Source organism: Deinococcus sp. KSM4-11 (assembly GCF_004801415.1).
Lineage (GTDB): Bacteria > Deinococcota > Deinococci > Deinococcales > Deinococcaceae > Deinococcus.
This window is the reverse complement of record NZ_SSNX01000001.1, coordinates 1-18,111: the sequence shown is the minus strand read 5'-3', so window position 1 is coordinate 18,111 and position 18,111 is coordinate 1. Positions and strand designations below refer to the sequence as shown.

Here is an 18,111-nt window from a genome sequence, read left to right as displayed (position 1 = left end):
GACAACAGCGACCACATGCCCAGCGCAGCGCTACTCCCCCTGCCCCTCTGGGGCTAGGGGGTGGGGCCACCCAAGACGAACCCTAAATCTCCTGCAAGGGAATCTCCGCCAGCCACGTCGGCACAGCGTCTGGAGGATACGTATCGAACACCAGACGCGTGAGCGACACCAGCGGATACCCGCTGAGAGGCCCGTCCTGCGTCCGCCGATCCACGATGCAGGCGATCGCGGCACATTGCCCGCCCGCTTTCTCGGCGGCCAGGACGGCTTTCAGGACGCTGCCGCCCGTGGTCAGGACGTCCTCGACGGCAATGAAGGTCTCCCCTTCTCCGATGCTGAAGGCCTCGCGGATCTTCATGCCGCCCTGGCCGTCCTTCTCGGCGAAGATGGCCCGGGTGTGCAGATGCCGGGCGACCTCGTAGGCCAGCACCACGCCGCCCATGGCGGGGCCGATGATGAAGTCGGCGGTGAAGCCAGCGTCGGCGAGCTTCTGAGCGAGGGCCTGACCGACCTGTTCGGTGAGGTGCGGGTGTTGCAGCAGGGTGGTGCTCTGGAGGAATTTGGGGCTGTGGCGGCCCGAGGCGAGCAGGAAGTGCCCTTCGTGGTATGCGCCGGCTTCCTGGTAGAGCTTGAGGACGTCCATGCGGTGATTATTCCATTGTGGACACGCGTGGCGTGGCATGGTGGGGTATGGAGTCGGTTCCGTTTCCGGGGGCGGTGGTGGTGCGGGTGCGTCGTCAGCTGCTGGGGATCGGGCTGGAGGAACTGGCGCACGAGGCAGGCTTGGAGCTGGCGCTGCTGCGGGCGCTGGAGCGCGGGGACTTCGATCCGCGCAGCCTGCATCAGAAGGCGCGGGCCGTGCTGGAGCGGCGGTTGGATATCACGCTGTAACGGGCGCGTGGGGGTGAGGACATGAACCATGCGTTCGTGGATGCCAGCTGGCATGAGCTGCCGGACGGCTCCGGGGTGGGCGGCTGGGGGCTGGTGTTGATCACGCCGGGGGCGCTGCCGGCGCGCTACCAGGGGCAACTGGATTCGCCGGACAACAATCTGGCCGAGGTGCGGGCCGTGCTGGAGGCCGTGCGGCTGGCCCCGCCCGAGGAAGCGCTGACGGTGCACACGGACAACGAGGCGGTGATCGCGGCAGTGGGACGGGGTCGCGGGCCGGAGTTGCTGCATGGCGAGGCGCGGGAAGTAATGGAGGCCGCACAGGAGCGTGGGGTGGCGCTGCGGGTGGGGTACGCGCCCCGGACGCGGCGGCACATGCTGACCGCACACGAGCTGGCGAACGAGGCGCGGCGTGGTCTGGTCGGCACCCCGGTCGGCGTGCAGGCGGACGTGCTGATCGAGCACCGGCCGGGCTGGGCGGAGGCGCGCGTGAGTCTGCGGCGGGCCGGGGAGCGCGTGACGGCGCTGGTGCCGCTGGATCTCGCGTCGGAGGTGCCGCCGAGCGCGCAGGCACTGATGGCGGCCGTGGGGCTGGCGCACCCGGGCGAGTCGCTGGTGGTGCGGCGGGCGAGCCGGGTGGCCCAGGCGTTGTGGCGCCGGCCGGAGCGGGCCCTGCGGCTGGGCGCGCAGTCGCAGTTGCGAGCGGCGCGGCAGGTGGCCGATGCGAGTGGCGTGCAGGTGGAGTTCCTAGCCTCGTGATTTCCTGCAGACGGCTGCCGGGTGCCCGTCACGGGTGGCAGATGGCCGCACCTGTCACCCGTGGCACGAACCGCGCGCCCAGAAATCTGGGCGCGCGGTGGATGGTGGTGTCAGCCCTGACGGCGGCGGAAGAAGGACGTCTTGGGCGTGCCGGGTGGGCGGCTTCCCGGGGTCAGGGTCACGGTCTCGAATTCGCGGATGGCAGATTGCAGCCATTCGGGCGAGCCGCTGTACTCGCCGAACTCGTGGCTGGGCAGCCATTCGGCGCTCGCCAGCTTGTCGGGCTGGGGGTTCAGGATGCCCGAGCAGTACTGCGTGCCGAAGATCAGGTTCAGCCGGGCGTCACCGTTGCCGCTCTGCACGCCCCGTCCGGCATGCGACCCGACCAGTCGCAGGTCGCTGACCGCGATGCCCACCTGGGACAGCAGCGCGCGGCGCAGGTGCATCTCGATGATGTTGTTCCCGGCGGGCACCTCAAGCAGCAGGCCAGGCAGGCTCTGGGAGCCGCCGGGCAGCATGGGTTTGTGGTGCCGGACGATCAGGTAGGTGCCCTGATGCTGGACGAGCGCGAACACACCCACCTGGAAGGCGACGGGAGCAGTCTGGGGTTCGCTGGTGCTGGTCACGTCGGTGTCTCCTGTGGGGCGTGGGCGGGCGGGGTCGTGACGTGATTGTAGGCCCGAACCTGACCGGCAGTACAGGGGGCAGGCCGCGACAGGGGCTCCGTGATGGGGGCCGCCCCCACCCCCCAGGCCACTTCCATGAAGACCGGATCGTGCGCCGGGTTCGTCCAGGCGGGCGACTGCACCAGCAGCAGGGCCTGTACATCTCTCGCCTCTGGCCATCCGTCGAGCGGCGTGGCCTGCCGCCGCAGGGTCGTGCGCGCACAAACATCCGGTAACAGCAGGGCGCCCAGCTCCGCGCGGGTTCGGTCGAGGTCGAAGCCTTCCGCGACCGGCAGGTGCTCATGCCACGTGGGGTACAAGCAGGTATAGGTGCGGATCAGCCCGGCCTCCAGGCCCAGGCCCGCCCAGTTGCCGGGCCGCACCCGACGGGGATCGCCGCTGAAACTGGCGAGGTCATGGTGGGAATCGATGTTCAGGACGTCCTCACCGGGGAACTGCTGGAGCCACGTCCAGGCGTCCGCGTGGCTCAGGGCGACGAAGGCGGGCACGTCCACGTACGTGCCGATGGCCTCCCAGCCGGGGTACAGCGGGTAGTCGGCGTCCAGGGCCGCCCAGGTGCTGCCGCCGCGTTTGAGGGTTCGAGTCCACCACGCATCCAGCCGGTCGTGCGGGCGGTCACGGGTGCCCCAGATGGGCGCGTCAAACACCAGTTCCCGCGTTCCAGAAAAGGCGTCCCAGTCGATACTGAGCAGCATCTCAGTAGACCCGCTGGTAGCTGATGGACGCAGGATCGCGCACGAAGCCCAGGCGGTCGTTCACGGCCAGCATGGGGGCATTGTCGCTGGCGTTGTCGGTGCGGATGGTGGGCGCCCCCCTGATCCGGGCGACACCGGCGGCCCGCACCTTCAAGGCAGTGGCCACGCCCCGGCCCCGCCACGCGGCGGTGACACCGGTCAGACCGGTGTACAGGGTGTCGCTGACGTCAGACGAGAACAGCGCCGTCTGACCGATGAACTGTTCCGCATGCGCGGCGACCAGATACGCGTCCGGAATCAAACCGGGGTCGCCCAGCACGGCCTCCTCGAACACCTGGAACGCCAGGGGCGTGGCAGGTTCGCTGCGGGGCACGTCACGGCGCACATCGCTCATCAGGGCGTGCAGGCGGGCCTCCAGATCGGGCGTCCCGGCGGCGCGCAGGTCGCTCAGGCTGAGGATCGTGATGCCCTGCGCGGCCACGGCGGCCAGGGTGGAGGCGTAGGGCGTGGCGTCGAAGGCCGTCACGTCGAGCGCGCTCGTGAAGTACCGTTTACCGCCCACGAAGCCCCGCCGACCCAGGAAGCCCGGCGCGGTGGGATGGTCCTCGCGCGCCAGCACGCGGATGGACTCCGCGCCGTGTGCGATCAGTTGCGCGTCCAGCGCCGCCCAGAGCGCCCCGCCCACGCCCTGCCGTTGACGCTCCGGGAGCACCCCCAAGTCGAGGGTGTACCGATCCTTGTGGTACGCGCCGGGATTCTGGTAGTAGCTGCCCATCCCGACCACCTCGGGGCCATCCACGGCGACCAGCGTGGCCGCTGTGTAGTTCCAGTCCTGCTGCTCGCGGTGGCGTTTGCGCAGGTCGGCGCCGCTGTACGGCTCCTGCGGATGGGCGGCCGAGTACGCGCGGGCAGCGTCGTCCCACTCGTGATCCAGGACAGGGCGGACAGTCAGTGGCATGCGGGTTCCTTACGGGTGAGTTCGAAACGATCCGGAACGCCGGGCCGACGTTGCAGAACCATCAGGATGCCATGCAACCAACCGCCGGGGCCTTCCCCAGACATCAGCCCGCTCTGTCCTCTTCAGCAGGAGTCCGAGCGGGGCGGCCTGGGTCACACGCCGCCCCATTTCATCTCGATGAACGCGGGGCGGGTGCGGAAGCCGAGGCGGTCGTTGATGGCGAGCATCGGCGCGTTGGTGGTCGCGTTTCCCGTCCAGATCTCGGTGACGCCCTGCGAGAGGGCCACGCGGATCGCGGCGAGTTTCAGCGCCAGCGCCAGACCCCGGCGCCGCCAGGCCCGCCGAGTGCCGGTCAGGCCGGTGTCCAGGCGCTGCGGGTCGTTCTGCGCGCGCCACAGTTCCGAGACGGCCACGACCTCGCCGTGATCCGTGACCGCGAGCAGCTGGGCCTCCGGATACACGGACGGATTCTCCTGGCGTTTCTGGAAGTCCTCGGGGGTCAACGGGGTCACCTCGCCGGTGCGGGGCACGTCCTCGCGGGCCTCCTTGAATCCCTCGTAGAAGGCGGTCAGGGCGGCGTCCGGGCCGAGTTCGGCGACCAGTTGCGCATAGCTCAGAACGCGCACGCCGTCCGGCACCAGCGCCTGCTCGGCCCAGGCCTGGAGGTCGAAGCCGCGCAGATCAAGGACGTTGTCCCAGAAGCGCATGGCCTCCGTGAAGCCACGCCTCGTCAGGAACGCCAGCGCGTGCGGGTGGTTCTCGTACGCGCCGGCCAGCACCTCGCGCGCTCCACGTTGCCTCAGGTGGGCGTCCAGCACGTCCGCGAGCCGCGTGCCGATCCCGTGCCGGCCCGCACTTGGCAGCACCATGACCTCCGCGTGGTAGCGATCCGGGTGGTACATGCCGGCGAATTGCAGCGCGGCAGCCGTGGCGACCGGCTGCGCGTACTGCACGGCGATCCACTGCGCCAGGTGCAGGCCCAGCGGGTGCGACTGCAGGAACTCGATCTCGTGTGCCAGGGCTTCTGGCGTCCAGGGGTGGGCGGGGTTGACCTCACTCATGATCCGCGCCATGTCAGCAATATCCGCGTCCGTCGTCTCGCGGATGACCAGGGTAGAGGCGGCCGTCATGGCTGTTCGCCGTCCAGGTGGAGTTCGTAGCGGTAGCGGGTGGCGGTGCGCTCGAAGCCCAGCGCGGCGTTCATGCCGAGCATGGCCTTGTTCGGCGGGTCGTTGAAGGTCTTGATCACGCCGCCCCCAGCGTGTTGCAGGGCGCGCATGGCGGCGACCTTCAGCGCCTTGGCGATGCCCTTGCCCCGCTCGGAGCGCAGCACGCCGGTCATCCCGATGTAGTACACGCCGGGGGAACTCTGGCCCAGCGTGGAGTAGCCCACGTACTCGCCCGTCAGGGGATCGTCCGCGCCGGGACGCACGGCCACGAAGGACAACTCGGGAGCCAGATGCGGATCGTCGAGTTCCTCCGTGACCCACTGCTCCATGGTCTTCTTCGTGAAGACGGTACCCATCGGCACGTCCTGAAAGAGCAGCCAGTCGAGTTCCCACAGCTTGCGGTTCCGTTCAGGATCACCGGCCAGATCCGTCAGGGACTTGAGCTGCACACCGTCCGCCTCCACGGCCTTGAGCAGGTCGCCCAGGGCCGCGAGGTCGAGCGTCCGGGTGTCGATCTGGGATTCGTAGCGTTCCCAGGCGGCCGACCACCCGCGTTTTTCCAGGAAGGCCCGGCCAGGCACATCGTTCGGCTGGTCGCTGCTGCCCGCGCGCAGTTCCCGCGCGCCGCGGGCCGTGGCCCGGCGCATCAGCTCGTCGTACAGAGCCGTCCCGATGCCCTGGCCACGCGCGTCCGGGTGCACGTTCACGCCGCCCCAGTAGCGCCATTCCTCGAAGGAGCGGTCGTCATGTCCGAAGCCCGCGACGCCCACGATCCGGCCGTCCTGCTCGGCCACCACCTGCGTGCGGAACATCTTCGGATCGCGGGTTCTGTCATCGCGTTCCAGATCCTCGGCGTTGACCGGCCACTCCTGGTGGCACAGGGTCAGTACCTCGGCCATCGGGGCGTAATCGGCGGGCAATCGCGGCTCACGGAGCGTGAAGGTCGCGTTCAGTTCAGGGGCAGTCATGGCGTCATCGTGACCCGATCCGCCGGGGTCGCGCATCTGCCTATGGGCTTATGCCCGTCGGCCGGCACGACCCGCTCGTCCGACCTCCAATGAGGGCCGGTGGCGCGGGTGCACCATTCTCTCGTGCTGGACTATCCTCCTGGGCATGAGTCACGCGACCGACGCCCGCCTGAAACTGCTCCTGATCGTGCCCCACCCCGACGACGAGGTGTACGGCGCGTCCGGCACGCTGATGGGGTACCTGGAGGCCGGCGAGCCCTGCGGACTGGTCACCCTGACGCGCGGCGAGGCCGGGCGTACCCTGGGTCTGTGCAACACGCCGGAGGAACTCGCCCGGCTTCGCGAGGTGGAATTGAGCGCCGCGCTGGATGTGATCGGACTCACGACGCCCGCCGCCAGGGCACAGGGCAGCGTGTTCGAGCACCACCACTTTCCGGACAAGCACCTGATCGACGAACCCTTCGAGACGCTGGTCGAGGTCGCCCATCGCGCCCTGACCACCTACCGCCCGGAAATCCTGCTGACCTTCCCGCCGAACGGCAGCAACGGGCACCCGGATCACGTAACCACGCACCGGCTCGCGAGGGCCGCGTGGGACCGTGTGCCGGAACCCGAGCGGCCCCGGCTGTGGTACTACGCCAGCGACATTCCGCCAGAGAACGAGGAACTGCTGGCCCTGTGGCTGAAGCCCAATACCCGCCACGACGTCTCGCCGTTCATCACGCGTAAGTTGCAGGCGATCGCGTGCCACCGCACCCAGGCGCTGAGCACCGTGGATTTCATCCGGAAGTTCCCGCAGCGGATCATGACCGAGACCTTCCATGAGGTCGGCCTCAGCTGAGGAGGGTCAGTCCTCCCACTCGCGAACCGGGATGAAGTCCACGTTCTCGCCGTCGGTGCCGGTCACCGTGTAATTGCGGTCGAAGTGGACGGTCAACTCTCCCTTGTCGAAATGCTCGGACGACACCACGGGCTTGCGGAAGATGTGGTTGCCGTCGTCGTCGATGCCGATGTGGGCGCTTTTCGTGAAGCGGAACTCGACCACATCCCCGTGCGGGCGGGTGCGGACGCGCACGCGGAAGGTCTGCTGGTCGTCCTGCTTCACATAGGGGTTGGCGGCTTTCTTGCGGAACAGATTGAACATGCAAAGACCTCTGGCCAGGGCGGCGCGGCGGGCAGCACGGGCAGCTGTCGTCCCGGTGCAGTAGACGGTGGTGCCTCATTGTAAAGGCGCTCCGGCTTCAGACCGACCGCAGAGGGTCAGGAAGCGCTCCCCATGAACAGGAGCGCGTCAAGGTGGACGACAGCCACAGGGCGGGTCGCCTCACCCGCTGCGAACGGAAGCCCAGGCCACCACGCCCGCCCTGACCCGCACGGCCACGGTGGATCCGCGTCCGGCCGTCCGGTCAGCGTTCGAGTTCGGTGCGGGCGCGCTCCCAGTCGCTGGCTTTGTCGATCTCGGCCACGTCCTCTGACGTCAGGGTCAGCGTGAGGGTGCCGAGCAGGTCATCGAGCTGCGCCACCGAGTTCGCGCCGACGATGGGTGCGGTCATGGCGGGCGTCTGGAGCAGCCACGCCAGGGCCACCTGCGCGGGCTTGGCGCCGTGCCGCGAGGCCACCGTCTCCAGGGTGCCGATCACAGCGTCGTTGTGTTCGGTCAGCCGCTGGCCCGCCTCGCCGGCCCGCACGGAGTCGGGCAGGGACTGGCCCCGCCGGTATTTGCCGGTCAGCAGGCCGCCGCCCAGCGGACTCCACGGCACCACGCCCAGGCCGTATTCCACGCACACCCGCTGGAGTTCACGCTCGAAGTTCGCGCGGGTGGGCGACAGCAGCGAGTACTCCGGCTGGATGCTCACGAAGCTCTCCAGGTGGCGGGCGTCGCTCGTCCAGAGGGCCTGCATCAGCCGCCATGCGCTGTAGTTGCTGCACCCGATGTAGCGCACGTACCCGCGCCGCACGAGGTCCGTGAGGGCCGAGAGGGTCTCCTCGATGGGCGTGTGCGCGTCGATCCAGTGCACCTGGTACAGGTCGATGTGGTCGGTCTGGAGGCGGCGCAGGCTGTCCTCGCAGGCCTTCAGGATCCAGCGGCGCGACAGGCCCTCGCGCTGCTTGATGCTGCTGCGGCCCTCCACGCCGAACTCGCCCATCGCGCCGCGCACCTTGGTGGCGACGACCAGGTCGTCGCGGTTGCCGCGCGCTTTCATCCAGCGGCCGATGATCTCCTCGGAGATGCCGCCGGGATTGCCGGCCGTCCACATGGTGTAGATGTCGGCGGTGTCGATGAAATTCCCGCCCACCTCGTAGTAGCGGTCGAGGATCGGCTGCGAGGCGGCCTCGTCGGCGGACCAGCCGAACTGCATAGTGCCCAGGCCCAGGGGAAACAGGTGCAGGCCGCTGCGGCCCAGCTGACGGTACGTGGTCATGGCAAAACCTCCGGGGAAAGCAATGTGAACGTTTCGCATGATGGCACGGCCCGCCCTGCAGGTGTCCAGCACCGCAGAACGGGCGTGGCTCAGCCCGGCCCGGCGTTCATGCGCTCCGCCACCTGCCGGCTGACCCGGTACGCCAGCGCCAGGATGGTGAGCACCGGGTTCACGCCGCCGTTGGTGACGTGCAGTGAGCCGTCCACCAGATGCAGGTTCTCATGCCCCCAGACCCGGCCCCAGGCGTCCGTGACTGAGGTGCGGGGATCGTTCCCCATGCGGCAGGTTCCCGCCTGGTGCTGCCCGCCGCTGGGCCCATCGGCCGGGGCCATGATCAGCGGGATGACCTGCGTGGCCCCGCTGGCCTTCACCCACTCCACAGCCTGAGCCGAGATGAACGCCGCCGTTCTGCGGTCTTCCGGGTGGATGTTCCCGCTGATCCGCACGACAGGAATCCCGAGCGCGTCCCGTACTCCGGGGTCGATGGTCACGCGGGCGTCCGGATTCGGCACCTCCTGCACCGGGCCGAACACCAGCGCCAGACGGGGGTACAGGTCGCGCAGGGCCTGCTTGCACGCCAGACCCCAAGTGGGCAGCGCGGGCGTCAGGGTCGTGAGCAGCGAGTAGATCCACAGCGGCATGGGCACGAAGTCGTTGGCGAGCATGGCCCCCCCCACGATGCCCGGGTTGCCATGCCGGAAATCGTTCGTGGCGATGCTGGGGCCTGGACCACGGCTGTCCTGCACGGGCTGATCGAACACGGCGAAGGCTCCGGCATATACGTGCCCCTGCAGGTGCCGGCCCACCTGATCGTGCGTGTTGCCCAGGCCGGTGGGTTCCTGCGCGGTGGCGCTGTTCAGCAGCAGGCGCGCCGTCTCGATCGCGCCCGCCCCAAGCAGCACCTGACCGGCGCCGATCTCGCGCCGCCGCACGGCGCCGTCCTGTGCGGTCACCAGCGCGACGCCCGTGACCTTCCCGGCGTCGTCCGTGGTGACCCGCTCGACCTGCACGCCGCTGAGCACGTCGCAGCGGCCGGTGGCGAGCGCACGGGGAATCACCGTGTTGCGCGTATCGTTCTTGAATTCACCAGGACAGCCGAAGCCCACGCAGGCCCCGCATTGCAGGCACGCGCCGCGCCCGCCGTACGGCACGGAGTTGATCAGCAGCGGCACCGGCGAGGTCTTCAGGCCCAGCGCCAGTGCACCCGTCGCCAGCACACGCACGTTCCCGTTGGGCGACAGGGGCGGCATGGGGTAGCCCCGCTGCCGTGGCCCGGCGCAGACGTTCCCAGCCGGGTCGCCGGACACGCCCAGTTCCCACTCAGCGCGGTCATAGTCGGGTTCCAGATCCTCGTAGGTGATCGGCCAGTCGGCCAGGGTGCTGCCCTCCGGCACCCCATAGGTGCTCGCCATGCGGAAATCCTCGGGCGAGAAGCGCCACGCCTGCGCGCCGTACACGCGGGTGCCGCCGCCCACGGTCATGGCGTTGTTCAGCCAGCGCGGGTCGCTGGGCAGGATCACGCTCTCGCCGCCCGGCCCGGCGGCCACGCGCGGGTTCCCGTGCAGCGGGGGGCCGCTGGCCGGCTCGTACCCCAGCGACAGCCGGGCGCTGCGCAGGTGATCGCCCCGCAGGTCGTGCGTGCCCAGCCATGGCCCCCGCTCGACCAGCAGCACGCGGTGCCCGGCTTCCGACAGCACGCACGCCGCCACGCCGCCCCCAGCCCCGGCGCCGACCAAAACCGCGTCGTAGTGCTCCCGCAGGTCGTCCCAGCCCGTGAGCGTCGGCGGCCGATCCTCGATCTCCGGCCAGTGGGCGCCGTCCGGCAGGGGGCGGTAGTTGAGCATCCTCCACGCCACGCCGTCCCGGTTGCCGCCATTGCCGGGATCGCCGTAGTACCCCTGCATGCACAGCCGAATCACCCACTGCAGGTAGTCGGCGGCGGTCAGGGCTCCCCAGTCCGTCCGCGCGTCACCGTCCAGCAGTTGCGTGACCAGGGCGTGCTGCTCGGCAGCCGTCAGTCCGGCAAACTCCCGGCCATGCCGAACCTGCGCTTCCGCGTCGAGCGCGTCCAGGCCCCGCCCGAACTCGGCCCGGCGTTCGCGCAGTTCGCGACCAAAGATGGAGGTCAGGAAGCTGCCCACGCCCGCCTCCCAGCCGGAGGGAAAGTCGTCGGCGGGAATGAGGCAGTCGACCAGGGCGGTCAGGGTCGGACGGTCGGGGGCATCGGTCATGCAGTGAACCTCCATCAACGCGGCCGGACGTCAGGGCAGGCTCAGTGGGCCGACCGATCCCCGTACCGCTGAGCCTGGGTGCGGTCACTCTAGGCCTGTCTACCGGCCTCCTGCCGCGCACGGAACAGACAGGTCATCCTTGCCGGTGCGCTGCGCTGAAGGCGCCTCTCCCGCTTCCCGGGCAACCAGAGCCCCGTCCAGGTCAGAGGGTCTGGATCAGACGGGTCAGGAGCTGCACGTGCGCGGGCCAGCGATCCAGGCGGATGTGCTCGTGCGCGGCGTGCGCGCCGTCGCCGGGTGCGCCCAGGCCGTCCAGGGTGGGCGTGATGGGTGCGGTGAAGTTGCCGTCGCTGCCGCCCCCCACGCTCTCGTGGCCCAGCGTGAAGCCCAGTGAGGCGGCGATGTCGCGGGCCCGCGCGTACAGCCGGGTGGTGTCCTCGCCCTGCTCGAAGGGCGGGCGGTTCAGACCGCCGGTCAGATCCACCCCCACGCGCTGATCTGTGGGCCGCCAGGCCTGCACGGCGGCGTCCACGCGTTCCGCCTCCGCCAGGGTGCTCACGCGCACGTCGAACTCGACGGCGCAGCGCTCGGGGATGACGTTCATGGCGCTGCCGCCGCGAATGACCCCGGCGCTGATCGTGGTGCCCACGTCCGGCCGGGCCAATGCCTGAATGGCCAGGATCGCCTCGGCGGCGGCGGTGATGGCGCTGGCCCCCTCGGCGGGTTTGTTGCCGGCGTGGCTGGCGATACCGGTCAGGGTGAGCCAGTAGCCGCCGGTGCCCTTGCGGCCGGTTTTCAGGTTGTGCGAATCCGCCACGGGCGGCTCGACCACCAGGGCCGCGCGGGCCTCGTGGGCGGCAGCCTCGATGTGCGCGCGGCTGCTCAGGCTGCCGATTTCCTCGTCCGGAGACAGCAGGACGTGGATGCCGCCCGCCGGCCACTGGCGGCCCAGGGCGCGCAGCGCATGGAAGGCCCCGACAATGCCGCCCTTCATGTCGTAGGTGCCGGGGCCATACAGCCGGTCATGTTCCTGGCGCCACGGCATCTGATCGAGGGTGCCGGTCGGCCAGACGGTGTCGGCATGCATCAGGATCAGCAGCGGGCGGGCATCCCCCCCCTCGTCCATTCCGAAGCACAGGGAGCGGGTGCCGCCAGGCAGGGCGCGGGTGGTGGCCCCCAGGTCGCGGGCCCAGCCCTCCACGACGTCCATCACGCGGGCGACCGCCATCGGGTCGCTGGATGGGGATTCGAGACGGACCAGTTCGTGCAGGTCGGACAGCATCGCGTTCAGGTCGGACAGCATAAAGGCCATCGTACTGCGCGCCCGTGAGCGGGAGGGGCGTCCTTTGGCCGGCGCCGGCCTCAACACAAAACCGGCGCGCGCCAGCTTCAGCCTGGCGCGCGCGAGGAAAGCGAGGAACTCAGGTCAGCTGGGCGACCTGGCCGGCGTCGGCGCGCAGGACGGCGCGGCCCCGGAGGTACAGGTCACCGAGCACCTTCGGCCCGAAAATACGGCTCAGGCGGGTGCTGGTCATCTCGATGGTGCGTCCGTTGAAACGAAGCCGGACGACGTTGGTGGTACCGGGAACCCAGGTGCAGGACAGCTCGTGCATGCGCAGACCTCCAGTGTCGGCGAACAGAGATGGGAAGAGGGCGTGCCAGGGTGGCCGTACCGGTGGCTGCCATGCAGAAACAAACGCCCTCCGTCGAAACGAAGGACTGATTGTGGCCCGCACACTGGGCCGCCGATACCGGTACTCCTATGCTAGCTGGCCATGTCATGGCTGGATAGGCTGGCCATGGGAGCGCCGTCATCTGTTCTTGAGTGAAGCATCATGATCGCGAAGGCCCCCCGTGCTTGACTGCGCGGATGACCGCCACGACCGCGTCGCCGTCCACCGTACCGGCCCGACCCACACCGCAGAGTCTGCTGGCCCTGGCCTTCCCGTCGGATCCGCAGATCAGTCCGGACGGCCGCCACGTTGCCTTCGTACTCTCACGGGTCGAGGAAGAAGACCCGCTGAAGCCGGAGCCGACCTTCGCGCGGCCCCGCTACAGGGCCCACATCTGGCTGGCCGGGGACGGCGCGGCGCGGGCCATCACGGCGGGCGAAGGGCGCGACACGTCGCCGCGCTGGTCGCCGGACGGAACGCACTTGGCCTTCGTGCGAGACGGCGGGGGCCTGAAGGGACAGCTGCACCTGCTCCCGCTGTCAGGGGGCGAGGCCACGCGTCTGACCCACCTGAAGAACCCTGCGCAGGACGTGCAGTGGAGTCCGGACGGCCGTTTTTTGTCGTTCCTGAGCGTGGGCGACGATGAGGACCGGCGGGACGAACGGGGCGAGGCGCGCGTCATCACCCGGCCCCGCTACCGCTTCAACGGCCAGGACTGGCTGCCGGAGCGGCCCGCCCGCCTGTGGCGCTATGACGTGCAGGCTGCCACCCTGACCGAGTGGCACGCTCCGGCCGTGGCGATCAATGCGTACGCGTGGCGGCCGGACAGCCGGGGCGTGCTGTTCGTGAGCTCTACGGATGACCTGCGGGCCGCGCACTGGCAGCAGGAGGTGTGGGCCCTGCCATTAGACGAAGAGCCTATCCAGCAGACGCGCTGGAATTCGGCGATCACGGCGGTCGTCCCGCACCCGGATGGCGAGCGCTTCGCCCTGGTGGGTCGCCCCGAGGGGAAAGGCAACACCGAGCACACACACCTGTACGTGACCAGCCCCGACGGGGTGGTGCTGCGCCTGGACGCCGGGCACGACCATCCCGTCGGCAATGCCGTGGGCGGCGACTGCCACGTGGGCGCCATGCCGGAGCGGCCGGTGTGGCTGGACGGGCAGACCATGCTGTTCAGCTCGACGGTGCGCGGCAGCTGCGGCCTGTTCCGCGCCACCCTGGACGGCTCGGACGAAAGGGTCACGGCGCACGACCACCGGCCAGACGGTGTGATCGCCGCCTTCACCGCGAACGCCTCGGGCGTGGCCCTGCTGCGTGAAGCGGCGGATACGTTCCCGGAAGTGGAGCTCAGTGGCGTCACGGTCACCGCCCTGAACGACCGTCTGCCCTTCCCTGCCCGACCGCCGCAGCGCGTGACCTTCTCCACGCCACTGGGCGAGGGCGAGGGCTGGGTGCTGCTGCCGGACGGCGACGCGCCGGCACCGGCGCTGCTGAACATCCACGGCGGGCCACACACGGATTACGGGCACGCCTTCACGCACGAGTTCCAGCTGCTGGCCGCGCAGGGCTACGGCGTGTGCTACAGCAATCCGCGCGGCTCGATCGGGTACGGGCAGGCGTGGGTGGACGCCATCCACGGCCAGTGGGGCAGCGTCGACCAGGACGATCTGCTGGCCTTCTTCGACACCTGCCTGGACGCGATTCCGCGCCTCGACCGGACGCGCACCGCCGTGATGGGCGGCAGTTACGGCGGGTTCATGACCAACTGGATCACGGCTCATACCCCGCGCTTCCAGGCGGCCATCACGGATCGCAGCATCTGCAACCTGATCAGCTTCGCGGGCACCTCGGACATCGGCCTGCGCTTCTGGGAGGACGAGCTGGGCCTGAGCGCGCACCGGCGGGCCGACACGCCCCGACTGTGGGACATGAGCCCCCTGCAGTACGTGGAGGACGTCCGCACGCCGACCCTCATCGTGCACTCGGTGCTCGACCACCGCTGCCCCATCGAGCAGGGCGAGCAGTGGTACGCCGCGCTGACGCAACTGGGCGTGCCTGCCCGTTTCGTGCGGTTTCCCGGCGAGGACCATGAACTGTCGCGTTCCGGTCGTCCAGACCGGCGCATGATTCGCCTGCAGGAAACGCTGGACTGGCTGGGCCGCTGGCTGGGGAATACTGCCCACTGACGAGGCGCCTGTGCCGAGGCGCAGGTGAGGAACGGGTAAGACCCGCTGTCGTACAGTCGGGGCATGCCGTCAGAGCCCGGCACCGCAGTCCCACCGCAGCGCGGATCCGCGGTGGACGCTGCGCTGCCCTCACCCCAGACCAAGGGTCGCCGCGTGATTCCGGTCGCGCTGGCCGTCACCTTCCTGGCGATGGCCCTGTTCGCCGTGCTGACCGCACTGCAGTCGAGCACCCTGACCCACGCGGTGAGCCGCAGCGTCCGGCAGAGTGACCTGTACCAGAAAGCGCGCTACTGGGTAGGAACCGAGGAGTCCCTGGAACGCAAATACCGCCTGGAGCCGGGGCCGGACATCCTGGCGCAGCACGCCAAGGCCGGCCGCACCGTCCTGATGGTGATCCGCGCGGCCGTCACCAACAGCAGCCCGGACGAACGGCAGGGCCTCGACCGCCTGGTCAGCCTGCACGGCCAGTATGTGAATGCCGTGCACTCTGCCCTGTTTCCCGCCGTCCGCACGCACGACGCCGTCCACGTGAACAACATCGACCGCATCATGGTCGACCCGGTGTTCACGCAGCTCGAAACGCAGCTGGACGCCGCCGCACGCACGCACCGCGTGGCCTCCAGGGCCCAGCTGGCCCGCCTGATCCGCCTGCAGGACACCCTGGCACTGCTCGCGCCGCTGGTGTTCCTCGCGGGCATGGGCATCCTGGTGCTCCTGTGGCGCCTCATGCAGCGCCATCAGCAGCGCCTGGATTACGCGACCGAGACGACCATGAACCGCCTGCGCGCCGAGGCGATCACGGATCCGCTCACGGCCCTGGGCAACCACCGCTCCTTCCAGGAGGGCCTGGGCGCCGCCATCCGTCTGGGAGCGCTCGACGGCACGGCCCTGACCCTGGCCCGCCTGGATCTGGACGAGTTCAAGAGCATCAACGACCGGGGCGGACACCTGCACGGCGATTCCGTCCTGTCCGATGTGGGACATCTGCTGGGCATGGGCTTCCCAGGCCGGTCCTACCGCGTGGGCGGAGATGAGTTCGCGCTGCTGCTGCCGCTGCCGTCCGATCAGGCGAGGGCCGCCCTCGACGACCTGCGCACGTCGCTGGCGGCCGGGCACCTGCCGACGATCAGCGTGGGGCTCACCACGACCACGTCCGGTACGATCTCACCCGACGACCTGCACCAGCAGGCAGACCAGGCCCTGCGGGCCGCCAAACGGCGGGGCCGCAACCGCGTGGTGACCTTCAAGGAGATCGAAGACCGCGCCAGCCTGCTGGGGCAGGGACAGGTAGACGCCCTGCGCGACCTGCTCAGCTGCGGTGCGCTGGACGTGGAGTTCCAGCCGATCTGGGGACTGGGGGGCCAGGGCCACGCCTCCGAGGCGCCCATGGCCTTCGAGGCTCTCGCCCGCCCGTCGGCGGACTCCGGCTTCCGGGGGCCGCAGGAACTGTTCGACGTGGCCGCCCGCGTTCACCGAGGAGCGGAACTCGACCGGCAGTGTCTGCACACGATCCTGGCGCGCACCGCGGAGCTGCCCCAGGGCTCGCTGCTGTTCCTGAACCTCTCTCCACAGACCCTGGATCAGGAGACCCCGCTGGCCGAACAGCTCCTGCGGGACGTGAAGGCCGCCGGTCTGCCGCCACAGCGTGTCGTGATCGAGATCACGGAGCGCAGCACCGGGAACCTTCCCGCCGTGCTTCAGCAGGCTGCGGCCCTGCGCGCCGCCGGCTTCCGACTGGCGCTGGACGACGTGGGCGCGGGCAACGCCGGGCTGGAGATGCTGCGCTGCATGCCGGTGGACTTCGTGAAGATCGACCGCAGCATCGTGGTGGCCGCACCCATGGACACCACCTCGAATGCCGTGCTGGCCGCCATCATGGCCTACGCCCGCGAATCGGGCGTGACCGTGATCGTCGAGGGGATCGAGTCCGTGGCGAGCCTCCGGCACGCGTGGCGACTGGGAGCCCGCTGCGCCCAGGGGTACCTGCTGGGCCGCCCGACACCCGGTTTCGGCACTTCCTTCCCGGTCGAACTGAATCTGCCGGGTGCGCCCGCCCCGGCCGAGGGTGTGGGCATGGCCCACCGCGGCCAGTCGTAGCCAGCCCACCACAGCAATTCACCGCTCTCCAGATCAACTTCGGGGCTGAGCAGACGGAGCCGATGTCACCTCTCCGCCTGAAAGGGAATCAGGGCCGGGCGAGCAGAGCTGCGCCACCCAGGGAGAGCACCACGCCCACCCACTGCGGAGCGCGCAACTGCTCGCGCAGCACGCTGACCGCCAGCAGCGTCGTGATCGCTGGATACAGACTGGTAAGGAGTGCCCCCACCGCCAGCGGCCCACCCTGGACGGCCAGCAGGTAGAACACGTTCCCCAGCGTGTCGCCAGGGGCCGACGCGAGGATCAGGCCCGGCCCGCGCGGTCGCAATCCCACCGTGGCGGCCGCAAGCGGTACGGCGACCAGGGAACTCGCCACACGGGCGGCCCCCAGCACCCAGAACACTCCGCCTCCCTGCGCCTGCGCCAGCAGCACGAAGAACACGCCGAAGCCCACCCCGGCCAGCAGGCCCAGCGGCACGCCCCGCCCGGACGTCTCCCCTGCTGCCGGCCAGCCCAGCAGCGCGGTGCCCGCCAGGATGCCCACCGCGCCCAGCCAGCCCCACACGCCCAGCACCTCGCCGCCGAACACGCCCACCACGACCGGCACGAGGGCCGACAGTGCCCCTGCGCCCACCGACACCACGCCCATCGGCCCCAGCGCGAGCGCCCGGTAGAAGGCCAGCACCGCGATCAGGCCCGCCAGTCCAGCCGCCGCGCCCCACAGGAGCTCGGCCACGGCGGGCAGAGGCTGGCCCAGGCCCCAGGCGAGCAGCAGCATGGCCACCGCACTCAATGGGTGCGTGAGCGCCACCACCCGCAGCGGCGGATCACGGCGGCTGGCAAGACCCGAGAGAAAATCGCCCAGGCCGTAGGTGGCCGCCGACAACAGCCCGCTCAGGGTGGGATTCAGCACCGGCCCTCCATCAGGCTGCCGAGTGTAGCGGATGCCTGACCGCGTGGCGCACGAAGAAGCCCGGCCGGTGGACATCGCCACCCGGCCGGGCCTGAAGGTTCACAGCACCGTGGGCGCCATGAGCCAGCTCTGGTTATTCGTCGTCGCGGCGCGGCGTGTTGCTCCAGCCGCGATCAGGCCGGGCGCGCGGACGGTCGTCACCACTCGGGGCCGCCTCGCGGGGAGCCGCGTCGCGCGGGCGGAACTCGCGGTCACCGAAGCTGCCACGGTCTTCACGGGGACGGAAGCCGCCGCCCTGACCACCACGGTCGCCACCACCCTGGTACCCGCCACGGTCTTCACGCGGACGGAAGCCGCCACCCTGACCACCACGGTCGCCACCGCCCTGGTACCCACCACGGTCTTCACGGGGACGGAAGCCGCCACCCTGACCGCCACGGTCGCCACCGCCCTGGTACCCAC

Annotated in this window: 18 protein-coding genes; 6 read left to right on the top strand and 12 right to left on the bottom strand. The window is 70.0% G+C overall.

Annotated features, from left to right (window positions below):
• Positions 1-82: 82 nt before the first annotated feature.
• Positions 83-643: an orotate phosphoribosyltransferase gene (pyrE, locus tag E7T09_RS00090; RefSeq protein ID WP_136387127.1), complete on the bottom strand. Its 561-nt coding sequence runs from the start codon at positions 641-643 to the stop codon at positions 83-85.
• 47 nt (positions 644-690) lie between these two features.
• Here pyrE and E7T09_RS00085 point away from each other — a divergent pair, with 47 nt between their 5' ends.
• Positions 691-891, top strand: coding sequence for an XRE family transcriptional regulator (locus E7T09_RS00085; protein ID WP_136387126.1), 201 nt, complete (start codon positions 691-693; stop codon positions 889-891).
• 21 nt (positions 892-912) lie between these two features.
• A complete protein-coding gene (locus E7T09_RS00080; RefSeq protein ID WP_136387125.1) occupies positions 913-1,647 on the top strand; it encodes a ribonuclease H in 735 nt (244 codons plus the stop codon).
• A 110-nt stretch (positions 1,648-1,757) separates the two neighbouring features.
• Here the strand turns inward: E7T09_RS00080 and E7T09_RS00075 are convergent, their stop codons facing one another.
• From E7T09_RS00075 to E7T09_RS00055, 5 genes are all read right to left on the bottom strand, one after another.
• Positions 1,758-2,273, bottom strand: coding sequence for a hypothetical protein (locus tag E7T09_RS00075; protein ID WP_136387124.1), 516 nt, complete (start codon positions 2,271-2,273; stop codon positions 1,758-1,760).
• Positions 2,270-3,028: an arginase gene (locus tag E7T09_RS00070; RefSeq protein WP_240741535.1), complete on the bottom strand. Its 759-nt coding sequence runs from the start codon at positions 3,026-3,028 to the stop codon at positions 2,270-2,272. Before E7T09_RS00070 ends, E7T09_RS00075 begins: the two co-directional genes overlap by 4 nt.
• A gap of 1 nt (position 3,029) precedes the next feature.
• Entirely contained in the window at positions 3,030-3,986 is a 957-nt protein-coding gene (locus E7T09_RS00065) for a GNAT family N-acetyltransferase (protein ID WP_136387123.1), read from the bottom strand.
• Positions 3,987-4,138: 152 nt separating this feature from the next.
• On the bottom strand, positions 4,139-5,116 hold the full coding sequence (locus E7T09_RS00060; RefSeq protein WP_136387122.1) for a GNAT family N-acetyltransferase: 978 nt from the start codon (positions 5,114-5,116) through the stop codon (positions 4,139-4,141).
• Positions 5,113-6,123 (bottom strand): GNAT family N-acetyltransferase, encoded by a 1,011-nt coding sequence (locus E7T09_RS00055; RefSeq protein ID WP_136387121.1) that lies wholly within the window; start codon positions 6,121-6,123, stop codon positions 5,113-5,115. The genes E7T09_RS00060 and E7T09_RS00055 overlap by 4 nt, the downstream gene beginning before the upstream one ends.
• Before the next feature lie 145 nt (positions 6,124-6,268).
• Here E7T09_RS00055 and E7T09_RS00050 point away from each other — a divergent pair, with 145 nt between their 5' ends.
• A complete protein-coding gene (locus E7T09_RS00050; RefSeq protein WP_136387120.1) occupies positions 6,269-6,964 on the top strand; it encodes a PIG-L deacetylase family protein in 696 nt (231 codons plus the stop codon).
• Between the two features lie 6 nt (positions 6,965-6,970).
• On the opposite strand, the gene E7T09_RS00045 is transcribed toward E7T09_RS00050, so the two are convergent.
• The 5 genes from E7T09_RS00045 to E7T09_RS00025 form a co-directional block, all read right to left on the bottom strand.
• A complete protein-coding gene (locus E7T09_RS00045) occupies positions 6,971-7,267 on the bottom strand; it encodes a hypothetical protein (protein WP_136387119.1) in 297 nt (98 codons plus the stop codon).
• A gap of 262 nt (positions 7,268-7,529) precedes the next feature.
• The gene (locus tag E7T09_RS00040) at positions 7,530-8,546 is read right to left on the bottom strand and encodes an aldo/keto reductase (protein WP_136387118.1); all 1,017 of its coding nucleotides are present in this window, start codon (positions 8,544-8,546) and stop codon (positions 7,530-7,532) included.
• An 89-nt stretch (positions 8,547-8,635) separates the two neighbouring features.
• Positions 8,636-10,777 (bottom strand): GMC family oxidoreductase, encoded by a 2,142-nt coding sequence (locus tag E7T09_RS00035; RefSeq protein ID WP_136387117.1) that lies wholly within the window; start codon positions 10,775-10,777, stop codon positions 8,636-8,638.
• A gap of 202 nt (positions 10,778-10,979) precedes the next feature.
• Positions 10,980-12,080 carry a M20 family metallopeptidase gene (locus E7T09_RS00030; RefSeq protein ID WP_240741534.1) on the bottom strand — a complete coding sequence of 367 codons (1,101 nt, stop codon included), beginning with the start codon at positions 12,078-12,080 and terminating at the stop codon, positions 10,980-10,982.
• Positions 12,081-12,198: 118 nt separating this feature from the next.
• Positions 12,199-12,390: a hypothetical protein gene (locus E7T09_RS00025; protein ID WP_136387116.1), complete on the bottom strand. Its 192-nt coding sequence runs from the start codon at positions 12,388-12,390 to the stop codon at positions 12,199-12,201.
• Between the two features lie 257 nt (positions 12,391-12,647).
• Between E7T09_RS00025 and E7T09_RS00020 the strand changes: the two genes are divergently transcribed.
• Both E7T09_RS00020 and E7T09_RS00015 read left to right on the top strand, forming a co-directional pair.
• Positions 12,648-14,639 carry a S9 family peptidase gene (locus tag E7T09_RS00020; RefSeq protein WP_136387115.1) on the top strand — a complete coding sequence of 664 codons (1,992 nt, stop codon included), beginning with the start codon at positions 12,648-12,650 and terminating at the stop codon, positions 14,637-14,639.
• A 63-nt stretch (positions 14,640-14,702) separates the two neighbouring features.
• Entirely contained in the window at positions 14,703-16,736 is a 2,034-nt protein-coding gene (locus E7T09_RS00015) for a GGDEF and EAL domain-containing protein (protein ID WP_136387114.1), read from the top strand.
• Positions 16,737-16,824: 88 nt separating this feature from the next.
• Here E7T09_RS00015 and E7T09_RS00010 read toward each other — a convergent pair whose 3' ends face one another.
• Positions 16,825-17,649 (bottom strand): DMT family transporter, encoded by an 825-nt coding sequence (locus tag E7T09_RS00010; protein ID WP_240741533.1) that lies wholly within the window; start codon positions 17,647-17,649, stop codon positions 16,825-16,827.
• Positions 17,650-17,680: 31 nt separating this feature from the next.
• Between E7T09_RS00010 and E7T09_RS21770 the strand changes: the two genes are divergently transcribed.
• Positions 17,681-18,111: hypothetical protein (locus tag E7T09_RS21770; RefSeq protein ID WP_168734629.1), on the top strand; the 431-nt coding region annotated here is incomplete at its 3' end.